Here is an 18,634-nt window from a genome sequence, read left to right on the forward strand (position 1 = left end):
AAGAGGTTCCTGAGGTAACAGAAGTAGTAGCTGTTTAGTTGCTTTATTAAGAAAAGATTATATAAAACTAAAAGGGGTATAAAGGTATGGCCAGGGTTACGATAGAAGATTGTTTAAAAAAAGTACCAAGTAGGTTTAGATTGGTACATTTAGCCATAGAAAGGGTTAAACAATTAAAAGAAGGGGCTGAACCTCTTGTACAGGCAGACAACAAAGAAATTGTGTTAGCTCTTAGAGAAATTGCCGCGGGATTAGTTACCACTGAAAACATAAAACATCTTGGTAAAAAAGAGAAAACCTCCTCTCCTTACGAACTAACCGAGATCTTAAAACAAAAAAGTTCCTCTAAATAAAGGATAGGATGTCTTACAAAGATTTTTATGAAATTTTAGGGGTCCCAAGAAACGCCTCTCAAGAAGAAATAAAAAGAGCTTATAGAAGACTTGCGCTCAAATATCATCCTGATAAAAACCCAGGTAATAAAGAGGCTGAGGAAAAATTTAAGGAAATTTCTGAAGCCTATCAAGTGCTTTCTGACCCTGAAAAAAGAGCTATCTATGATACTTACGGTTATTCAGGGCTTACTTCTTCTGGTCATAGAAGGTTTGAAGATATAGGAGATATTTTCAAAACCTTTTCTGACATTTTTGAAGAATTTTTTGGGTTTACCTTTGAAGAAAAAAGTCATACCAGACCACGAGATGGAGCTGACCTTTCATATGAAGTAGCAGTAGACTTAGAGGACCTTTTTACAGATAAAGAAATTACGCTTGACATAGAAAAATTGGACCTATGTGAAGATTGTGGGGGATTAGGCTATAATCCTGATAAAGGTTTAAAGATTTGTGAAACCTGTAATGGTAAAGGGAAAATTGTCTACACCGAAGGATTTTTTAGAATTGCTTATGCTTGTCCAGACTGCAGAGGTAGAGGTTCTACTTATGTAGAAATCTGTAAGACATGCAACGGCTCGGGCAGGGCTTGGAAGAAAAAACAGATAAAGCTAGTTATTCCTGCTGGGGTAGAAGATGGGACTATTTTACGGATCCCCGGAGAAGGAGAAGCCGGGCTTTATGGAGGTAGGCCAGGAGACCTATACATCAGAGTAAAAGTCAAACCACATTCCCTCTTTTACAGAGAAAAATCTAATCTTATAGGAAATTTAAAGATAAACTTTGTTTCTGCAATTTTAGGAGATGAAGTTAAAGTACCCTTTTTTAAAGAAACCCTATCTGTAAAAATACCCCCAGGGTCTCAACCAGGGGATGAACTTGTTATAAAAAATAAAGGACTTCCTGACCCTAAAACCAAGAAAAGAGGAGACCTTATCCTAAGATTACAGGTAGAGCTTCCCCATAACGTTAGCGAAGAAACAAAAAAACTTTTACAAAAGATAGCTGAAAAAGAAAAAATCGACGGTTCAACCAACAGATTAGAACCATATCAACAGGAGAAAAAAAAGAAAAAAGAAAGTTTTTGGAAAAAGTTTATTTTTGGAAGTAGATAATGGCTGGTTTTACCCATTTAGACTCCCAAGGCAATCTTTTTATGGTAGATGTAGGAGGCAAACCTGCGACTGAGAGGATAGCCATCGCTAAGGCTGAGGTAGTCTTTCCTGAAGAAATCTACCCTAAGATAATATCTCAAGATATCCCTAAGGGAGATTTCTTAGCCTGTGCTAAGGTAGCAGGAATTTTAGGGGCTAAAAAGACTTCTGAGCTTATTCCTCTTTGTCATCCTCTACCTATCTCTAAGATTGACCTCAATTTTAGGTTTATTCCTGAAAGGTATGTGCTTGAAATCGAGGGTATGGTAAAGACTGTAGGGCAAACCGGGGTAGAGATGGAGGCCTTAACTGCAGTAAGCATTGCTGCTCTTACCGTTTATGATATGTGTAAAGCCCTTGATAAGCGTATCAAAATCACCAACATCAGGTTGGTTTATAAAACTGGTGGAAAAAGTGGTGAAGTAGTATTAGAAGAACAACCTGGAAAGGAGGATTTTTGATGGATAAGGAAAAATTAGCCATGTTCAAAGAACTTTTGCTTAAACGCCGCGAAGAAATTCTAAAGGATGTTTTAGAAACCAAAAAAGAGTTGGTGGAAGAGTATGAACCTTTAGCAGACGCCATCGATCAGGCTACACGTGAGAGTAATCTGGCTTTTGAGTTAAGACTAAGAGACAGAGAACAAAAACTGTTAAAAAAGATAGACAAAGCCCTAAAAAAAATAGAAGATGGGACCTATGGAATATGTGAAGCCTGCGGAGAAGAAATAGACGAAAAAAGGCTTCTTGCAAGACCTGAGGCCACCCTTTGTATTGAATGTAAAAAAGCCCAGGAAAGGATGGAAAAAATCAGAGGAGAATAAATAATCTAAAAACTTCGTGAGGAATCAAGATAGATTTATCGAAATTCTTGAGGTTACACAGAATAACCTCAAGGGATTTAGTTTAAAACTTCCTTTTTATCATCTGATAGCAGTTACCGGTGTTTCTGGGGCTGGAAAATCGAGTTTAGTTTTTGACACCCTTTTTGCCGAAGGCCAGAGACGTTATATAGAAACCTTTTCTTCGTATGTAAGACAGTTTTTCGAAAAACTCCCCAGACCTAAGGTTAAAGCTATCTTAAACATCCCCCCAGCTTTAGCCTTTCCTCAAGGAAATAGCATCAAAACTTCACGTTCTACGGTAGCTACCCTTACTGAAATTAGCCATTTTACCAAGATGCTTTATTATTACAACGGGGTCCCTTTTTGTCCTAACTGTAAAAAATACCTTCTACCTCAAACCCCACAGTCTATAGCCAAAGAGATTATCGAAAAATTTTATCAGGTACCACTCTACCTCATAGTTCCTCAAAAACCACAAGAAAGCTTTGAGCACCTCAAAGAAGGTCTACTTGCTGCAGGATTTTCAAGGGTCTTTTTAGATGGAAAGATATGTGAAATAGACGAGATAGAAAAAGTCCCTGAAGAAATAGAATTAATCATACATAGACTTAAGCCTACGGAAAAAGACCTCTTTGATCTTATATCCTCTTTAGAACTCGGTTTTAAACTTTCTCCCTGGATCAAGGTTAGAACTATTTATGGAGAAGAGGTATATTATACCCAAGAAAAAAACTGTCCTCAGTGTGGTTTTAAAATACCCGAAAAAACCCCCAATTTATTCTCGTTTAACAGCTCGTTAGGGGCTTGCCCTGAGTGCAAAGGTTTTGGCAACCTGTTGGTGGTAGATTTTGAGGCCTTGGTAAAATATCCAGAAAAGCCAGCAACCAAAGGGGCTATCCCTATCCTTGATTTTCCTTTTTTGTTTGAGGTTAAGCTGGACTTAGTAGAGTTTTTAAGGACTAAAAACATAAACTTAAACCTTCCCTTTAAAGACCTCCCTGAAGAAATTAAGCAAAAAATCTTTTGGGGCGAAGGGGATTGGTATGGACTGAAAGAGCTTATAGACTGGCTCGAAAGTAAACGTTATAAACCCCATATAAGGATCCTTCTTTCAAAGCTAAGAAGAGAAGTAAGCTGTCCTGTCTGTAAAGGAACCAGGTTTAACCCTCAAGCTTTGATGTTTTATGTCAACGGGTTAAACATCGGAGATTTTTACGGTTTAGAAATTAAAGAAGCAGTTAAATTTATTCAAAACTTTTTAGAACAAAAACCTCAGCCTGCAGAAGAAAGGCTAGCTAAGGAAATATTAAAACGTCTTTCCTATCTTGAAGAAGTAGAGCTTTCCTACCTTACCCTTAACCGTGCAAGTAAAACCCTTTCTGGAGGAGAAACCAGTAGATGTCTTCTAACAAGAGCTCTTTCCTCTAACTTGGTAGAAACCCTTTATTTGATAGATGAGCCAACCACTGGACTTCATCCCAGAGATACCCAAAAAGTATTAAAACTTCTTGAAAGATTGGTTTCTCAAAAAAATACAGTGGTGGTGGTAGAACATGATCCTGAGATCATTACCCAAGCGGACCTTTTGATAGACTTAGGTCCAGAGGGAGGGGAAAAAGGAGGTCATCTCTTATTTTTTGGACCTCCAAAAAATATTTTTAACACAAATACTCCTACAGCTGAAGCTTTAACCGAGATAAGCCAAAAAAGAACCTATTCTTTAACCGACTTTCAACCCTCAGGTTTTATCAGATTTTATGGAGCTAAGAAAAACAATCTAAAAGGATTCTCTTTTTCTCTTCCGCTAAAAGCGATTACCTGCATAGTAGGGGTATCAGGGTCTGGTAAGTCTACCCTTTTAGAAGATATAATTTATCAAGGCCTGGTCGACGCAAAGAATAAACATCCTTTAAAAACCTGTGAAAAGATCGAGGGAGTCAACCGGATCGACCAGGTGTTATACCTTACTCAGGAACCACTGGCTCGGTCCCCTCGCTCGGTGGTAGCAACCTATTTAGACATCATGGTATATTTAAGGAAGCTTCTTGCAAGTACTAATACCGCAAAAAGTTTGGGATATACCGAAAACTGGTTTTCTTTTAACTCAGAACATGCCCAGTGTCCTGCATGCAAAGGTCTTGGTTTTGAGATAATAGAGATGCAATTTTTATCAGACCTAACCATCCCCTGTGAGGTTTGTAAGGGGACCCGATTTAGGGAAGAGATTTTAGAAGTCAGATGGAGAGGGAAAAACATCGCTGAAATGTTAGACCTTACCGTAGAACAGGCTTTAGAGTTCTTCTCAGGACATACACCTCTCAAAAAAACCCTCACCCTCTTAAAAAATCTTGGGATAGGATATCTCAAACTGGGGCAACCCCTTTCTACTCTCTCTGGAGGTGAAGCCCAGAGGCTAAAAATAGCAGAGTTACTCTCTAAAATAAAAGGGGAGAAATGTCTAATCCTTCTTGACGAACCTACAGTTGGCCTTCATCTAAAAGACATAGAAAAACTGATTTCTTCTTTAAACTATCTAAAAAGCTTAGGACACACGGTGGTAATAGTAGAACATCATCCTGAGGTTATCTTAAACTCTGATTGGATACTTGAGCTTGGTCCTGGGGGCGGAGAAGAGGGAGGAGAACTTCTTTTCCAAGGGCCCTTTTCTGAGTTTATCAAAAATCCAGAGGTGCAGACTCAAACCTCTGTTTATCTAACAGAATATCTCGATGGCCTAAACCTTAAAGATAAAGCCGAAGCCCCCAAAAACTATCGCTACGACGAAGATCTTATAAAACTTAGAGGAATCAGGCATCATAACTTAAAAAACATAGACTTAAACCTACCAAGGAAACAGTTGATAGTAATCACCGGGGTTTCTGGTTCAGGAAAATCTACCCTTGCGTTTGATGTGGTGTTTGCCGAAGGGCAAAGAAGGTTTTTAGAAACTTTACCCACTTATTTGAAACAGTTTTTTAAGCTTTATGAAGAGATAGATTATGACCTTATTTCAGGGATACCACCTACGGTTGCATTAGAACAGCGGTCAGGAGAACTTTCTCCCAAATCTACGGTAGGGACTATTACCGAGATCCTTCCTTATCTTAGGCTTCTTTATTCTAAGGTTAGCAAGGCCTATTGTCCTAAATGTGAAAGGGAGCTAAAACCTCATGAACCAAAGGAGTTGTTTGACTTAGCTTTAGAGTTTTTAAAAGGAGAAAAGGCGTCAAGCATTACCCTTCTTGCTCCTTTGGTAAAACACAGAAAAGGAATCTACAAAAATCTGTTTGATAAACTGCTTGCCAACCTGTATCACAAGGTCAGAATAAACGGAGAATTCTACTACATTCCTCCTATCCCTGTTCTTTCAAGGTTTAAAGAATATACGATTGAGGTGGTGTTAGCTCAAGAAATAGATTGGCAAGAAGAGTGGTTTGAAAAGATTTTTTACAAAGGCCTTGAACTTGGAAAAGGAGAGGTTTTGATAAAAACCGATAAAAAGGAGGTACTTTTTAGTCAAAAAAGAACCTGCTCTTTATGTGGAATAAGTCTTCCTGAACCAGATCCGTTGCTTTTTGCCTTTAATTCAAAGGTAGGAGCTTGTCCTACTTGTGGAGGACTTGGTAGACTTGAAGAAAAACCATGTCCTGATTGTAACGGTTCAAGATATCGTAAAGAGGTTTTTTCTTATAAAATTAACGGAATTTCTTTGCCTGAATTGTCTAACTTAAGTCTCTACGAAGTAAAAAAATTTTTGGAGGGACTTAAATTTGAAGGTATACAACAAAAAATAGCCGAAGAACTAATTTCTGAAACTCTCTCAAGACTTAATTATTTAATAGATCTAGGTGTAGGATATCTTACCTTAGGTAGGTCTGCAGACACCCTATCTTCAGGAGAAGCCAAAAGGGTAAGAGTTTCAGCAGAAATAGGTAGCAATCTCACAGGGGTAGCCTATATCCTCGATGAACCTACCATCGGGCTTCATCCTAAGGATACACAAAAATTAATAAAGGTGTTAAAAAAACTCAGGGATAAAGGAAATACCTTGATAGTGGTTGAACATGACGAAGATACAATTTTGGCAAGCGACTTTATAGTAGACTTGGGACCAGGAGGAGGAAAAAGAGGAGGACAGGTACTTTTTAGCGGACCTTCTAAAGAATTTTTAAGATCTTCCTCACCTACAGCTGAAGTAATTAAAGATCCAAACAGAAAAACCCTGAAAAGTTTTAAGCGCAATCCTAAGGAATTCTTAGTACTTAAAGAGGCTTCTCTAAGAAACCTTAAAAATATCAACGTTTCTTTTCCCTTAAACGCTCTTACAGTGGTAGTAGGAGTTTCAGGCTCAGGGAAGTCTACTTTATTAGAGGAATGCCTTTACGAAAATCTAAAAAGACTATTAGAAAAAGAAAAAAATGTTCTTTACGGGGTAAAAAGTATAGAAAACTGGGAAAAAATCAAAAGGGTATATTTAGTAGACCACCAACCTATAGGAAACACCCCAAAATCTACCCCTGCTACCTATGTAGGAGTTTTTACCGACATCAGAAAGGCCTTTGCCAACACTTTATTGGCTAAACAACGAGGTTACAAAGAAGGCAGATTTTCCTTTAATACCAAAGAAGGACAGTGTCCTTATTGCAATGGACAGGGATATGAAAAGATAGAGATTAAATTTTTACCTGCAGTTTATCAAAAATGTGAATACTGTGGAGGTAAACGGTATAATCCAGAAACCTTGGAAGTTTTGTTAAAAAATAAAAACATCGCAGAGGTCCTTGAGATGGACTTTGCTGAAGCTGTAGAATTTTTCAGCAACTACCCCTCGATCCAACATAAGCTTAAAATCCTTTGTGATATTGGCCTTGATTATCTAACCTTAGGTCAGCCCAGTCCCACCTTATCTGGAGGAGAAGCTCAAAGGATAAAACTTGCCAAAGAGTTTATCAAGTCTTCTCAACCTGGAAATCTTTATCTTCTTGATGAGCCTACCACAGGACTTCACATAAAAGACGTAGAAAAATTAGCAGAACTCTTACAAGGTTTAATCCAGAAAGGCCATACGGTAATCGTGATAGAACATAACCTTGAACTTATCAAATGGGCAGACTGGGTGGTAGAACTCGGACCTGAAGGAGGAAAAAAAGGAGGAGAACTCCTTTTTCAGGGTCCGATAGAAGATTTCTTAAAAGCCTATACCCCTACCTCTAAAATCCTTAAAAAATATCTTAAGTTGACCTAAATCAAGGTTTTTTTTTATTTAGGTCAGTTTATATTTTAACTAAACTTATAAAAAATAAAAAGGAGGGCATATATCGATGAAAGCCTCTAAGATTATAGAAATAGACGAGGAACTCTGCAATGGATGTGGTCAGTGTGTGATTGCCTGCCACGAAGGGGCGATAGCTATCGTCAATGGCAAGGCTAAGCTTGTAGCAGAAGAGGTATGTGACGGACTTGGGGCTTGCATAGGTGAATGTCCTACAGGTGCTATAAAACTTATAGAAAAAAAGAGTCAGCCTTTCCCTTTTTTACCTTGTGGATGTCCTTCTCATCAGGTAAAAGAGTTTATCCCTAAAAACCAACCTACTGTTGCAAACGAAATACCTTCTGCCCTCTCTCACTGGCCAGTTAAACTTAGATTAGTCCCTCCTTCTGCTAAATTTTTAAAGGGGGCTAATCTATTGATTTGTGCAGACTGTGTAGCCGTAGCCTATCCCCAGCTTCATACCCATCTTCTCCCTGGCAAGAAAATCCTAACAGGATGTCCTAAGTTTGACCCACCCGAGTTATACTGGGAAAAATTATCTGAGATTTTACATCAAGCCCAACCAAATGGTTTAGAAATAGCCATCATGGAAGTGCCTTGTTGCAAAAATTTGGTTAAACTGTTTTTAGACGTAAGAAAAACTTTAAGCCAAAAACTTCCCTTTAAGGTCTACACCATTGGTATAGACGGAAGTCTTAAAGATATAGAGGAGGTTTAAAGGATGAAACAAGATATGGTTATGCCCTATGGAATTTCATCTGTAGCTTACGAGATTATTACCTGCTTTGGTCCAAAAGGATGTCCTAACGCTATAAACCGTTCTCTCGAGCTTATAAAAACCCTTGAAGATGTACTTAAAAACTCTCAACTGGATGATTTTATAAAAAATAAGCTAAAAGGCCAACCTTTAAGACCCCATCACCGGTTTAAAGTCTCCATTTCAGACTGTCCGAACGGGTGTTCCCAGCTTTATATCGCTGACTTTGGAATCCATAGTTTTGTTAAAATAAAACACGATGATAGTTTGTGCACTCTATGTGACAATTGTGTAAATTCTTGCGAGGAAGGGGCGATTAAAGAAGTCGATCAAAAAATTGTAATAGACAATAAAAAATGTATAGGATGTGGTGGATGTATAAAAGCTTGTCCTGAAGGTGCTATAAAAGAAACCTACAGAGGTTATAAAATCTACGTCGGAGGGAAACTTGGGAGACATCCAAGACTGGCTTCCTTTTTAACCAAGGCCTCACCTGAAGAACTCACGGTTTATCTAAAAAATTTGATACAGTTTTACCAAAACTACAACGAAAAAGGAGAAAGAATGGGGGCTATGATACAAAAGATGGGATGGCAAAAGGTAAAAAAACTTTTAAACCAAAAATCCTAAAACTAATTTATAAACCAACTGCCTTTTTTAAAAGTTTAACTTCTTCTTCAGAAAGAGGAACTATTTCTGATGGTTTGAGTCCTTCTAATTCAACAGGACCTATCGCTATCCTTTTTAAACCTACAACCTTATAGCCTAAGCTTCCAAACATTCTTTTTATCAAATGATATCTCCCTTCCCTAACCTCTATCTTTATCCACCTTTTAGTCTCATCTAAAAAAGAAGCTGTACACGGTAAGGTCTTGCCGTCAGAAAGCTCAACCCCTTGTTCTATCTTTTTCAGGTCTAATTCAGTTATTTCTTTATCCAGCCAAACCTGATAGGTCTTAACAAGCTTCCATTTAGGATGCATCATCCTATGGGCAAGAACACCATCATCAGTAAAGATTAGCAGTCCTTCCGCATCCTTATCAAGTCTTCCCACAGGAAAAATCCTGTTTAATCCTGGCAGATCCTTAGGAAGAAAATCCATTACCGTAAGGTCCTTGTCTGACTTAGAGGTAACACACCCTCTGGGTTTATAGAATTTATAATAAAAACCTTCTACCTTACCCCTAACTTCTTTTCCGTCGATCTGAACCACATCCTTTTCAAGGTTAACCTTTACCCCTGGGTCTGTTACCTTTATACCGTTAATCGTAACTCTACCCTTCTTAATTATAAGGGTTACCTCTTTTCTTGAACCTATCCCAAGGTTAGAAAGAAATTTATCTAAGCGCATATCTAACCTATTTACATTCAGCCCAAGACTTACCAAAGGCAAAATTAACCTTAATAGGTACTTTCAGAACATAATCAAGGCCTAAAAAACTGAAAGGGGCTTCCATCACCGAAGGAGCTATATCTTTTATCACCTCTACTTCTTCTTCTGGCACCTCAAGAAGAAGTTCGTCGTGAATTTGTAAAAGAAGACGGGACTTTAGCTTTTTCTGTTTAATTTGCCTATAAAGGGCTACCATAGCTACCTTGATAAGGTCTGCGGCAGAGCCTTGTATCGGGGTGTTTACTGCCATGCGAAACCCTAAGTCTCTTACAGTTTTATCAGAACTAAACACCTCAGGAATATAACGTTTTCTCCCGGCTAAGGTCTTAACATACCCATGGTTTTTAACAAATTCTATCGTTTCTTCTATGTATTTTTTTACCCCAGGATACCGCTGGAAATACCTTGTTATGATCTCTTCTGCCTCTTTTACCGAAATTCTAAGCTCTTTACTTAGGCCGTAAGGACTCATCCCATAGGCAATCCCAAAGTTTATAGCCTTGCTAACCCTTCTCATTTCAGGGGTTACTTTATCAGGAGTTACCCCAAATACCTCACAGGCTGTAAAGGTATGGATGTCCTGCCCTTCATTAAAGGCCCTTATAAGATTTTCGTCTTCAGAAAAATGAGCTAAAATCCTGAGTTCTATTTGTGAGTAGTCTAAACTACAAAGCCACCAGCCTTCTTCTGCTATAAATACCCTGCGAATTTCTAAACCTTCTTCTCCTTTTATGGGAATGTTTTGTAGGTTTGGATTTTGCGAACTAATCCTACCTGTGGCTGTTCCTGTTTGGTTAAACTCTGTGTGGATACGAGAAGTAAGTGGTCTGGTATACTTTAAAAAAGGCTCAAGGTAGGTGCTCAATATTTTCTGAGTAGTACGATATTGCAGAAGAAGTCTGGCAAAGGGATGTAAAGGAGCCAGTTCTTCAAGGACCTCTGCATCGGTAGAAGGAGCCGAACTTTTAGGGGTCCTTTTTATAGAAGGAAGGTTCAGTTTATTAAAAAGGATGTCGCCCACCTCTCTTGAAGAACGAGGATTAAATCTTTTCCCTGCCAGCTTAAAAAGTTCTTCTTCAATTTTTTTTATTTTCTCTCGATATTGTTGTACCAAGGTTTTAACATAGACCAGATCAATCTTTACCCCAGCTTGTTCCATCTCGTTTAAAACCTCACTTAAAGGTGCCTCTACCTTAAACAACCAGGAAGAAAGCCCCTCCTCTTCTAACTTTGCTAAAAGCTCTTTACCTAACCTTCTTAAACTGACTACCTTTATCCCTGATAATTCTTCAGAAACCCTGTTTATTCCGTTAAGATTTAGGTCTAAGTATTCCTGAAATAAAAAGTTTAAATCATAAGCCTTTAATCCGGGATTTAAAAGATAAGCAGCTAACTTTACGTCTAAGGGATGAGAAAAGGGAATCTTATAGTTTTTAAGCCAGTTTTTATAGTCATAAACCACGTAAATACCTTGTTCCTCAGCCAATCTTTTACACTCTTCTAAAGTTAGCCTATAGACCTCTTCCTCAGAAAGGGCAACTAGAAATTCTGTAGGCTGCAAATTGCCAAAAAGGCCTTTATTTAGATTTTCAGGCAAAACAGCTATTACCGATTCTTTTTTTATTTTATTAAGTAAATCTGGAGGGTTTTTTCTTATCTTTGGTGGTTTAGGTAAAGTTTCCTGGGGTAAAGAAAGCTCTGAGAGAAGTTTCCTAAACTCAAGTTCTTTAAAAAGGGCTTTAAGTGTAAGATAGTCAGGATCTTTTCTTCGATAAAATTCAAGGTCCTCTGAAGGAAGAGGAGATTCCAGATTGAGACGAATAAGATCAAGGTTGTTAAACACCTGTTCTCGATATTTTTCCAAATTTTCTCTTATTTTTTTAGAAGAAATTAAAGAAAGATTGTCGTAAATGCCTGTCAAGGTTTTAAATCTTATGAGCAACTCTTTAGCAGTTTTTTCTCCTATCCCTGGGACTCCAGGTATGTTATCGCTTTTATCCCCTACTAAGGCTCTGAATTCAGGGAAAACCTCCGGAGAAAACCCGTATTTTTTGATAAAACTTTCTTTATCTAAAAAAGCTTCCTTTATAGGGTCATAAAGTCTTACCCTATCAGAAACCAGGGCATACAGGTCTTTATCTCCAGCCACTATAACAGCCTTATAGAAAGTTTCTGTGGCTGGAGACAAGATAAATTTTTTGACAAAACTTGCTATCAAGTCGTCTGCCTCATATCCAGGAGCTGAAATTAAGGGAATTCCTAAAGCAGGAATGATTTTTTTTATGTAAGGTATTTGGATCTTTAGGTCATCAGGCATTGGAGGCCGAGTAGCCTTATATCCTTCATAAGCCTTATGCCTAAAAGTTGGCTCTTTTTCATCCATAAACCAGATTATATACTCAGGGTTCCACTCTTTTAAAATTTTAAGCACCATCTGGGTTACACCGAAAACAGCTTTGGTAGGTAGACCTTTAGAGGTAGCTAAATATCCAGGGATGGCAAAATAAGCTCTATAAATAAAAGAAGCCCCATCTATAAGGACTATATCTTTTTTATCTACCATGTAGTCTTACCACCTCCTGTATTTAAGTACCTTAAAATTTAACCTATTTTATCGAAAATAAAACTTAAAAAAGAGAACGCACTTCTTTAGTTTGGATATTTATTTTTTTATGGTATATTTAATTAAAAATTTTATTTAAGGGAAAGAGATGAAGGTTAAAAACTGGATGATTACTGACGTGGTGGTTGCCTTTCCTGACGATACAGTAGAAAAGGCTATTCAGCTGATGAAAAAACACTCTATCAGGCACCTTCCTGTAGTAGACAAAGAAAAAGAGAGGTTGATAGGGTTGGTGACTGAAAGTGAGTTAAGAGCCTATCTTAGTCCAGAAAAGCTTAAACTTTCTCTTAAAGAGGTTATGATCTTAAACCCAATTACCGTAGATCCCGATACTTACATAGACGAGGCAGCTAAGCTTATTTATAAGTATAAAATCGGTGGGCTGCCTGTGGTTAGCCAAGGCAAATTAGTGGGTATCATAACCGTTACCGATATTTTAGAGTCTTTTATAGAACTTATGGGGATTTTAAGGGCCTCTTCTCGCTTAGACGTTATTCCTAAAAATGGCAACTTAGACGATGTGTTAGAGACCATCAGAAAAAACGGAGGCAAGGTTATTTCGATAGGAATGGACGTTAACTTTGAAGGAGAAAGGGTTTATTTTATAAGATTAGAAAAAATTTCCTTAGATAAAATAGCTTCTGAGCTTGAAGTAGCAGGTCATAAAATAATATCCATTATCGATTAGGAGGTCTCCTATGGAAGGAGAATTCAAAGTTAAGAAGACCATAGAAGATATCAATAAAAAGATTGAAAAAGGAGAGGCTGTAGTTCTTACAGCTGAGGAGTTTGTCAGTTTGGTTAAAGAGGTAGGACCTGTTACTGCGGCTAAAGAGGTAGATGTAGTCACCACCGGGACCTTTTCTCCGATGTGTTCTTCTGGAGCTTTTATAAACTTCGGCCATCCCTCTCCTACGATAAAAGCTTATAGGGTTTGGTTAAACGATGTGCCAGCCTATGGGGGACTTGCGGCTGTAGACCTTTACATAGGAGCCACTGAACCCAGAGAAGATGACCCTCTTAACAAAGTTTTTCCAGGTCAGTTTTTATACGGTGGTGGTCATGTTATCCACGACTTAGTTGCAGGAAAAAAAATCTATCTAAGGGCCTTAGGTTATGGGACCCATTGTTATCCTAGAAAATCTTTTGAAAAAGAGTTCACCATTCATGAGTTAGTAGATGCCGTTCTTTGCAACCCAAGAAATGCTTATCAAAATTATAATTGCGCCATCAACCTTTCAAACAAAATACTTTATACCTACATGGGGGTGTTAAAACCTAACCTTGGTAACGCCAACTATGCGACCGCAGGATGTCTTTCTCCCTTGCTAAAAGACCCTTATCTAAAAACCATAGGGATAGGGACAAGGATTTTCTTAGGAGGAGCCAAAGGATATGTGATCTGGGCTGGAACTCAGCATAAAACCGAAGTTAAAAGAACCCCTAAAGGGGCACCCATGCAACCTGCAGCTACCCTTATGGTTATCGGAAACCTGAAAGAAATGTCCCCAGAATGGTTGGTAGGAACAAGTCATATAGGCTATGGATGTTCTTTGGCAGTAGGCATAGGTATACCTATTCCTATCCTGAATGAACAAGTGGCTGAATGGGCAGGACTCTCTGACGAAGAACTCTTTACTCAGGTAATAGACTACTCCTATGACTATCCTAACGGAATAAAAAGAAACTACGGGATCGTAAGTTATGCAGAATTAAAAAGTGGAAAAATAACCGTTTTAGGAAAAGAGGTCCCCACCTTTCCTATTTCAAGCCTTCCTAAAGCCAGAAAAATCGCTGAAATACTTAAAAACTGGATTAAACAGGGAGAGATGTTGTTAACAGAACCGGTTAACCCCTTACCAGGAACTAAACTTTTTCCGATGAGATAAAGTCTAAAAAGGAGGATTTTCGATGGAAACTATTTTAACGGTTTTACAGTTAATAGTAGCCATATTGATAGTTTTGATTGTTTTGATAAACGTAACCAAAGGTTCAGAATATGGTGCGGTGTTTAGAGGGGCTGAGGCCATCTTTGGTGGTGCAGGACCAACCAACTTCTTAAACAAAGTGACGATGATTTTGGTGTTGGTGTTTTTTTTAAACTCTATCTTGCTTACTAAAATCCACACCAGCAAAAATAAAACAGAAATTCCTGTCGTCCCTACCCCTCAAACTCAAACACCCTCTCCTTCTACCATCCCTACCCCAACTACCCCTCAAAATATTCCCGTACCTCCCCAAATTCCTTCTTCTACCTCAGAAAAACCTAAAAACTAATTTTAAAAATGAAAAATTTAGTAATACTTGGTGTTACAGGTTCTATAGGAAATTCTACGCTTAAGGTGGTTCAAGCCTATCCAGAAAGGTTTAGAATTTTAGGAGCCTCTTGTCGTAGCAAGATTGAGGCCTTAGAAAAAATTGCCAAATCATTTAAAATTCCCTATTTGGTAGTAGAAGATTTTTCTTCAGCTGAAGCGTTAAAGCAGTCTCTTGATTATAAAGCTGAGGTCTTGGTCGGAGAAGAAGGGCTTAAAACCTTAGTCCAATTAGATGAGGCTCACATAATAGTCATAGGAATTTCTGGGATAAAAGCTCTTTTACCCACCTATTATGCTTTAAAGGCAGGCAAACGAGTAGCCATAGCTAACAAAGAAAGTTTGATCGTGGCTGGAGAAATTTTAAAGGAAGTAGCTAAAAAATCTAAAGCAGAACTTTTGCCGGTTGACAGCGAGCATTCTTCGATTTTTCAGCTTTTACAAAAAGAAAAAAAAGAACAGGTTAAGAGAATTATCCTTACAGCCTCAGGTGGGCCTTTTTATCGTCTACCTTTAGAGGAGTTTGTTAAAATTACCCCAGAGATGGCGGTGAAACACCCGAACTGGAAGATGGGAGCCAAAATATCGGTAGATTCTGCTACCCTTATGAATAAGGGTTTTGAAGTTCTTGAAGCTAAGGTCCTTTTTGACTTTCCCTTGGAAAAGATAGAGGTACTTATCCATCCTCAAAGTTTAGTCCATGGTTTGGTTGAGTTGATAGACGGAAGTATTTTAATGCACCTTAGCTTTCCTGACATGCAACTACCTATTTCTTATGCCTTAAACTACCCTGAAAGGGTTGAACTTCAGGTACCTAAGGTTCAACTGGAGAAAATTGGCAGTTTAGTTTTTGAGGCTCCTGACCTTGAGAAATTCCCCTGCCTTAAGCTTGCTTATGAAGCAGGACAAAAAGGAGGGGTTTATCCTCTTATCCTTGAGGCAGCTGATGAGGTGGTGGTAGAGGCTTTCTTACAAAAAAGAATTACCTTTGATAAAATCCCTTATTTTCTTGCAAAAACACTCGATGGGTTTAAAATACCAGAGATGCCTTCCTGTAAAGAAGATTTATCCTTTCTTTTAAAATTGCATAAAGAAGTTTGTCTTTATACAGAAAATCTGATAAAAGGAAATAAAACATGCTAACAGTAATTATAGCTTTATTGGTAATCGGTATACTTATTTTTGTTCATGAATTAGGTCATTTTATAGCAGCTAAGCTCATGGGGGTCAAAGTAGAGATTTTTTCCTTAGGGTTTGGGCCCAAAATTATCGGTTTTAAAGCAGGAGAGACTGAATACAGGGTGTCTGCCTTTCCTTTAGGTGGATACGTTAAACTTTATGGGGAACATCCTGAAACGTTGCCTTCGGTAGTCGAAAAAGACAAAGCTTTTGCCTTTAAAAAGCCTTGGCAAAAAGCGTTTATCGTGGTTGCAGGCCCTTTGGCTAATTTTATCCTCCCTGTCCTTCTATTTTGGTTTCTTTTTTGGGCCTCTGGTTCTTATCTTCTTTCTACCAAAATAGGAGAGGTTTTACCTGGTTCTCCAGCTGAAAAAGCAGGACTTGCTCCTGGAGATGAAATCATAGAAGTAAACGGCAAAAAGGTCAAGTCTTTCGACCAGCTTATCCTATATCTAAAAAGCAAGGAGATGGTAAAAGAAGTTTCCCTTAAGATAAAGAGAAACTCCCAAGAGTTAGAGGTAAAAATCGTTCCTGAAATGAAAGAAGGATACAACATCTTTGGGAAAAAAACCCAGGTGCCCTTTATCGGTGTCAAGTCAACCCAAGAGGTAGTTCATCAAAGGCACGGTTTTGGTGAATCCTTTGTCCTTGCTGTAGAAAAGGTGGTAGACATAACTGTCCTTACCTTTGTAGCTATCTTTAAACTCTTTACAGGAGAATTGCCTTTTTCTATGTTAGGAGGTCCTATTACCATCGGGAAAATGGCAGGAGATACAGCCAAATTAGGGATTTATCCTCTTATTTCTTTTACCGGACTTCTTTCGATCAACTTAGGGATTATAAACCTTCTCCCTTTACCTATGCTTGACGGAGGCCATTTAGTCATTTTTGGTATAGAGGCCATCAGAAGAAAACCTTTATCTCTAAAAACCCAAGAGCTTATCTTTAAAATAGGACTTTTTATCATCCTTGCTCTAAGTATAGCTGTGTTTTACAACGACATCCTTAAACTTCTTAGCGGATGGAAACTCCCTTAGTTTTAGCTATAGAAACAGCAGGGAAGTCTGGAGGAATAGCCCTTATAAAAGATAAAATATTAGGGGCTGTTACCTTAAGGTCCTCTCAGTCTTATTCTCAGATTATTTTCCAATGCCTAACTTTTTTTGAAAAAACCTTAGGTTTAGACCTAAAGACCATAGACTACTATGCCATAGACCTTGGTCCAGGCAGTTTTACTGGACTAAGAGTTGGGCTTTCGGTGCTAAAGGGATTAAGCTTAGCCTTCCCTAAACCTGTGATACCTTTTGTTAGCCTTGAAGTGCTTGCGGTAGAAACCTTTCCAACAAACTTACCTGTGGTATCTCTGATAGATGCCTATAGCCAAGAAGTTTTTTTAGGTGTCTATAGATGGGAGGAAAATAACCTAAAAACAAAGATTTCTCCTGTTTGCGTCTCAGTCAGAAATATACCTGATTTGATAAAAGAACCTACCTGGTTTGTTGGTGAAACCTTAGAAAAATGGGAAACCTATCTGAAAGAGAGGTTAGGTCCTAATTTTTTAAGATGGCCTTTTACGATAGGTCTTACCTTGGAAAATGTGGCCAAACTGGTTTATTTAAAGCTAAGGAATAACGATTTTGAACTGAAATCTGCAGAAGATTTACTTCCTTTGTATTTAAAACCATCTGAAGCTGAAAGAAAAAGAGGCGACAAAAGATGATCTCTTTTTTACTAAAGAGATTTTTGGTGTTTTTGATAACCCTTTTTGGGATTACTGTCATTAGTTTTTCAGTCATTCATTTAGCCCCAGGAGGCCCTTTAAGTCCTATTACTGACTTCAACCCTAAGATTACCCCAGAATATCGAGAAAGATTGGTCAAAATGTACGGTCTTGACAAACCACTTTATGTTCAATACTGGGAATGGCTAAAAAAAGCTGCCAAGCTTGATTTTGGACGTTCTTTTTCCCCAGATCAAAGGCCGGTATGGGATAAAATCAAGGAAAGACTTCCGATTACCTTACTTTTAAACTTTCTTTCTTTAATTTTAATCTTTATGATCTCGATACCTTTAGGAGTTTTGGGAGCTGTAAAAGCTGGAAGTTGGGTTGATCGAATACTAACCATAGTAGTATTTGTGGGTTATGCTATGCCCAGTTTTTGGCTGGCTATCATTCTTATGATGATTTTTGGGGTAAAACTTCAATGGCTTCCTATTTCGGGGCTACATTCCACTTTAGGTTATGAAGAAATGACGTTCTTTGAAAAATTATGGGACTGGGCCAAACACCTGATTTGTCCCCTTTTTGTGGCCACCTTCGGAGGGATTGCGGGAATTTCAAGATATGTAAGAAATTCTATGATAGAAGTACTAAAAGCCGACTATATTCTTTTCGCCAGGGCTAAAGGAATTTCAGAAAAAGAAGTAATCTATAAACATGCCCTAAGAAACGCCCTTTTACCCCTTATTACCATCTTAGGTCTTTCTTTACCTGGGCTGGTAGGAGGGAGTGTTATCTTTGAAACCATTTTTGGTATACCTGGAGTAGGGCAGCTGATGTGGCAAGCGGTGATGGCAAGGGATTATCCCGTGATTATGGCAAACCTTTTCCTGGTAGCTGTGCTTACTTTGATAGGGAACTTTTTAGCAGACATAGGATATGCTCTGGCAGACCCAAGAATAAGGCTTGGAGATAAACATTAATA

General features: G+C 38.2%; 16 protein-coding genes and 1 pseudogene. 15 read left to right on the plus strand and 2 right to left on the minus strand.

The genetic code is table 11. From position 1 onward, the window contains the following. The first annotated feature begins 86 nt into the window (after window positions 1-86). The 8 genes and pseudogenes from rpoZ (at window position 87) to H529_RS10520 (ending at window position 9,049) form a co-directional block, all read left to right on the plus strand. Entirely contained in the window at window positions 87-353 is a 267-nt protein-coding gene (rpoZ, locus tag H529_RS0107120) for a DNA-directed RNA polymerase subunit omega (RefSeq protein WP_022855836.1), read from the plus strand. A gap of 8 nt (window positions 354-361) precedes the next feature. After that, window positions 362-1,507 carry a molecular chaperone DnaJ gene (dnaJ, locus tag H529_RS0107125; protein ID WP_022855837.1) on the plus strand — a complete coding sequence of 382 codons (1,146 nt, stop codon included), beginning with the start codon at window positions 362-364 and terminating at the stop codon, window positions 1,505-1,507. Continuing rightward, the gene (moaC, locus tag H529_RS0107130; protein ID WP_022855838.1) at window positions 1,507-2,007 is read left to right on the plus strand and encodes a cyclic pyranopterin monophosphate synthase MoaC; all 501 of its coding nucleotides are present in this window, start codon (window positions 1,507-1,509) and stop codon (window positions 2,005-2,007) included. The genes dnaJ and moaC overlap by 1 nt, the downstream gene beginning before the upstream one ends. Next, window positions 2,007-2,369: an RNA polymerase-binding protein DksA gene (gene dksA, locus H529_RS0107135; protein WP_022855839.1), complete on the plus strand. Its 363-nt coding sequence runs from the start codon at window positions 2,007-2,009 to the stop codon at window positions 2,367-2,369. Before moaC ends, dksA begins: the two co-directional genes overlap by 1 nt. Before the next feature lie 16 nt (window positions 2,370-2,385). Then, window positions 2,386-5,037, plus strand: a pseudogene (gene uvrA, locus H529_RS12185) (excinuclease ABC subunit UvrA); the annotation flags it as partial. 267 nt (window positions 5,038-5,304) lie between these two features. Further along, window positions 5,305-7,635 carry an excinuclease ABC subunit UvrA gene (locus H529_RS12190; RefSeq protein WP_422821904.1) on the plus strand — a complete coding sequence of 777 codons (2,331 nt, stop codon included), beginning with the start codon at window positions 5,305-5,307 and terminating at the stop codon, window positions 7,633-7,635. Window positions 7,636-7,711: 76 nt separating this feature from the next. Beyond that, window positions 7,712-8,380, plus strand: coding sequence for an ATP-binding protein (locus H529_RS10515; RefSeq protein WP_033396965.1), 669 nt, complete (start codon window positions 7,712-7,714; stop codon window positions 8,378-8,380). Between the two features lie 3 nt (window positions 8,381-8,383). Continuing rightward, a complete protein-coding gene (locus H529_RS10520) occupies window positions 8,384-9,049 on the plus strand; it encodes a 4Fe-4S dicluster domain-containing protein (RefSeq protein WP_051132416.1) in 666 nt (221 codons plus the stop codon). A gap of 7 nt (window positions 9,050-9,056) precedes the next feature. Here the strand turns inward: H529_RS10520 and H529_RS0107155 are convergent, their stop codons facing one another. Continuing rightward, window positions 9,057-9,770 carry a pseudouridine synthase gene (locus H529_RS0107155; RefSeq protein WP_022855841.1) on the minus strand — a complete coding sequence of 238 codons (714 nt, stop codon included), beginning with the start codon at window positions 9,768-9,770 and terminating at the stop codon, window positions 9,057-9,059. A 7-nt stretch (window positions 9,771-9,777) separates the two neighbouring features. Further along, a complete protein-coding gene (gene polA, locus H529_RS0107160; RefSeq protein ID WP_022855842.1) occupies window positions 9,778-12,375 on the minus strand; it encodes a DNA polymerase I in 2,598 nt (865 codons plus the stop codon). A gap of 148 nt (window positions 12,376-12,523) precedes the next feature. Here polA and H529_RS0107165 point away from each other — a divergent pair, with 148 nt between their 5' ends. From H529_RS0107165 to H529_RS0107195, 7 genes are read left to right on the plus strand one after another with little or no spacing between them, the layout of a single operon-like run. Then, complete coding sequence (locus H529_RS0107165) at window positions 12,524-13,123, plus strand: CBS domain-containing protein (protein WP_022855843.1); 600 nt, start codon at window positions 12,524-12,526, stop codon at window positions 13,121-13,123. Window positions 13,124-13,133: 10 nt separating this feature from the next. Next, complete coding sequence (locus tag H529_RS0107170; RefSeq protein ID WP_022855844.1) at window positions 13,134-14,324, plus strand: homocysteine biosynthesis protein; 1,191 nt, start codon at window positions 13,134-13,136, stop codon at window positions 14,322-14,324. A gap of 22 nt (window positions 14,325-14,346) precedes the next feature. Then, window positions 14,347-14,712: a preprotein translocase subunit SecG gene (secG, locus tag H529_RS10525; protein WP_022855845.1), complete on the plus strand. Its 366-nt coding sequence runs from the start codon at window positions 14,347-14,349 to the stop codon at window positions 14,710-14,712. Between the two features lie 8 nt (window positions 14,713-14,720). Beyond that, window positions 14,721-15,893, plus strand: coding sequence for a 1-deoxy-D-xylulose-5-phosphate reductoisomerase (dxr, locus tag H529_RS10530; protein WP_022855846.1), 1,173 nt, complete (start codon window positions 14,721-14,723; stop codon window positions 15,891-15,893). Next, a complete protein-coding gene (rseP, locus tag H529_RS0107185; RefSeq protein WP_022855847.1) occupies window positions 15,887-16,966 on the plus strand; it encodes an RIP metalloprotease RseP in 1,080 nt (359 codons plus the stop codon). The genes dxr and rseP overlap by 7 nt, the downstream gene beginning before the upstream one ends. Continuing rightward, the gene (gene tsaB / locus H529_RS0107190; RefSeq protein ID WP_022855848.1) at window positions 16,951-17,649 is read left to right on the plus strand and encodes a tRNA (adenosine(37)-N6)-threonylcarbamoyltransferase complex dimerization subunit type 1 TsaB; all 699 of its coding nucleotides are present in this window, start codon (window positions 16,951-16,953) and stop codon (window positions 17,647-17,649) included. The genes rseP and tsaB overlap by 16 nt, the downstream gene beginning before the upstream one ends. Beyond that, on the plus strand, window positions 17,646-18,632 hold the full coding sequence (locus H529_RS0107195; RefSeq protein WP_022855849.1) for an ABC transporter permease: 987 nt from the start codon (window positions 17,646-17,648) through the stop codon (window positions 18,630-18,632). The genes tsaB and H529_RS0107195 overlap by 4 nt, the downstream gene beginning before the upstream one ends. Window positions 18,633-18,634: the final 2 nt, after the last annotated feature.

Source organism: Thermodesulfobacterium thermophilum DSM 1276 (assembly GCF_000421605.1).
Taxonomy (GTDB): domain Bacteria; phylum Desulfobacterota; class Thermodesulfobacteria; order Thermodesulfobacteriales; family Thermodesulfobacteriaceae; genus Thermodesulfobacterium; species Thermodesulfobacterium thermophilum.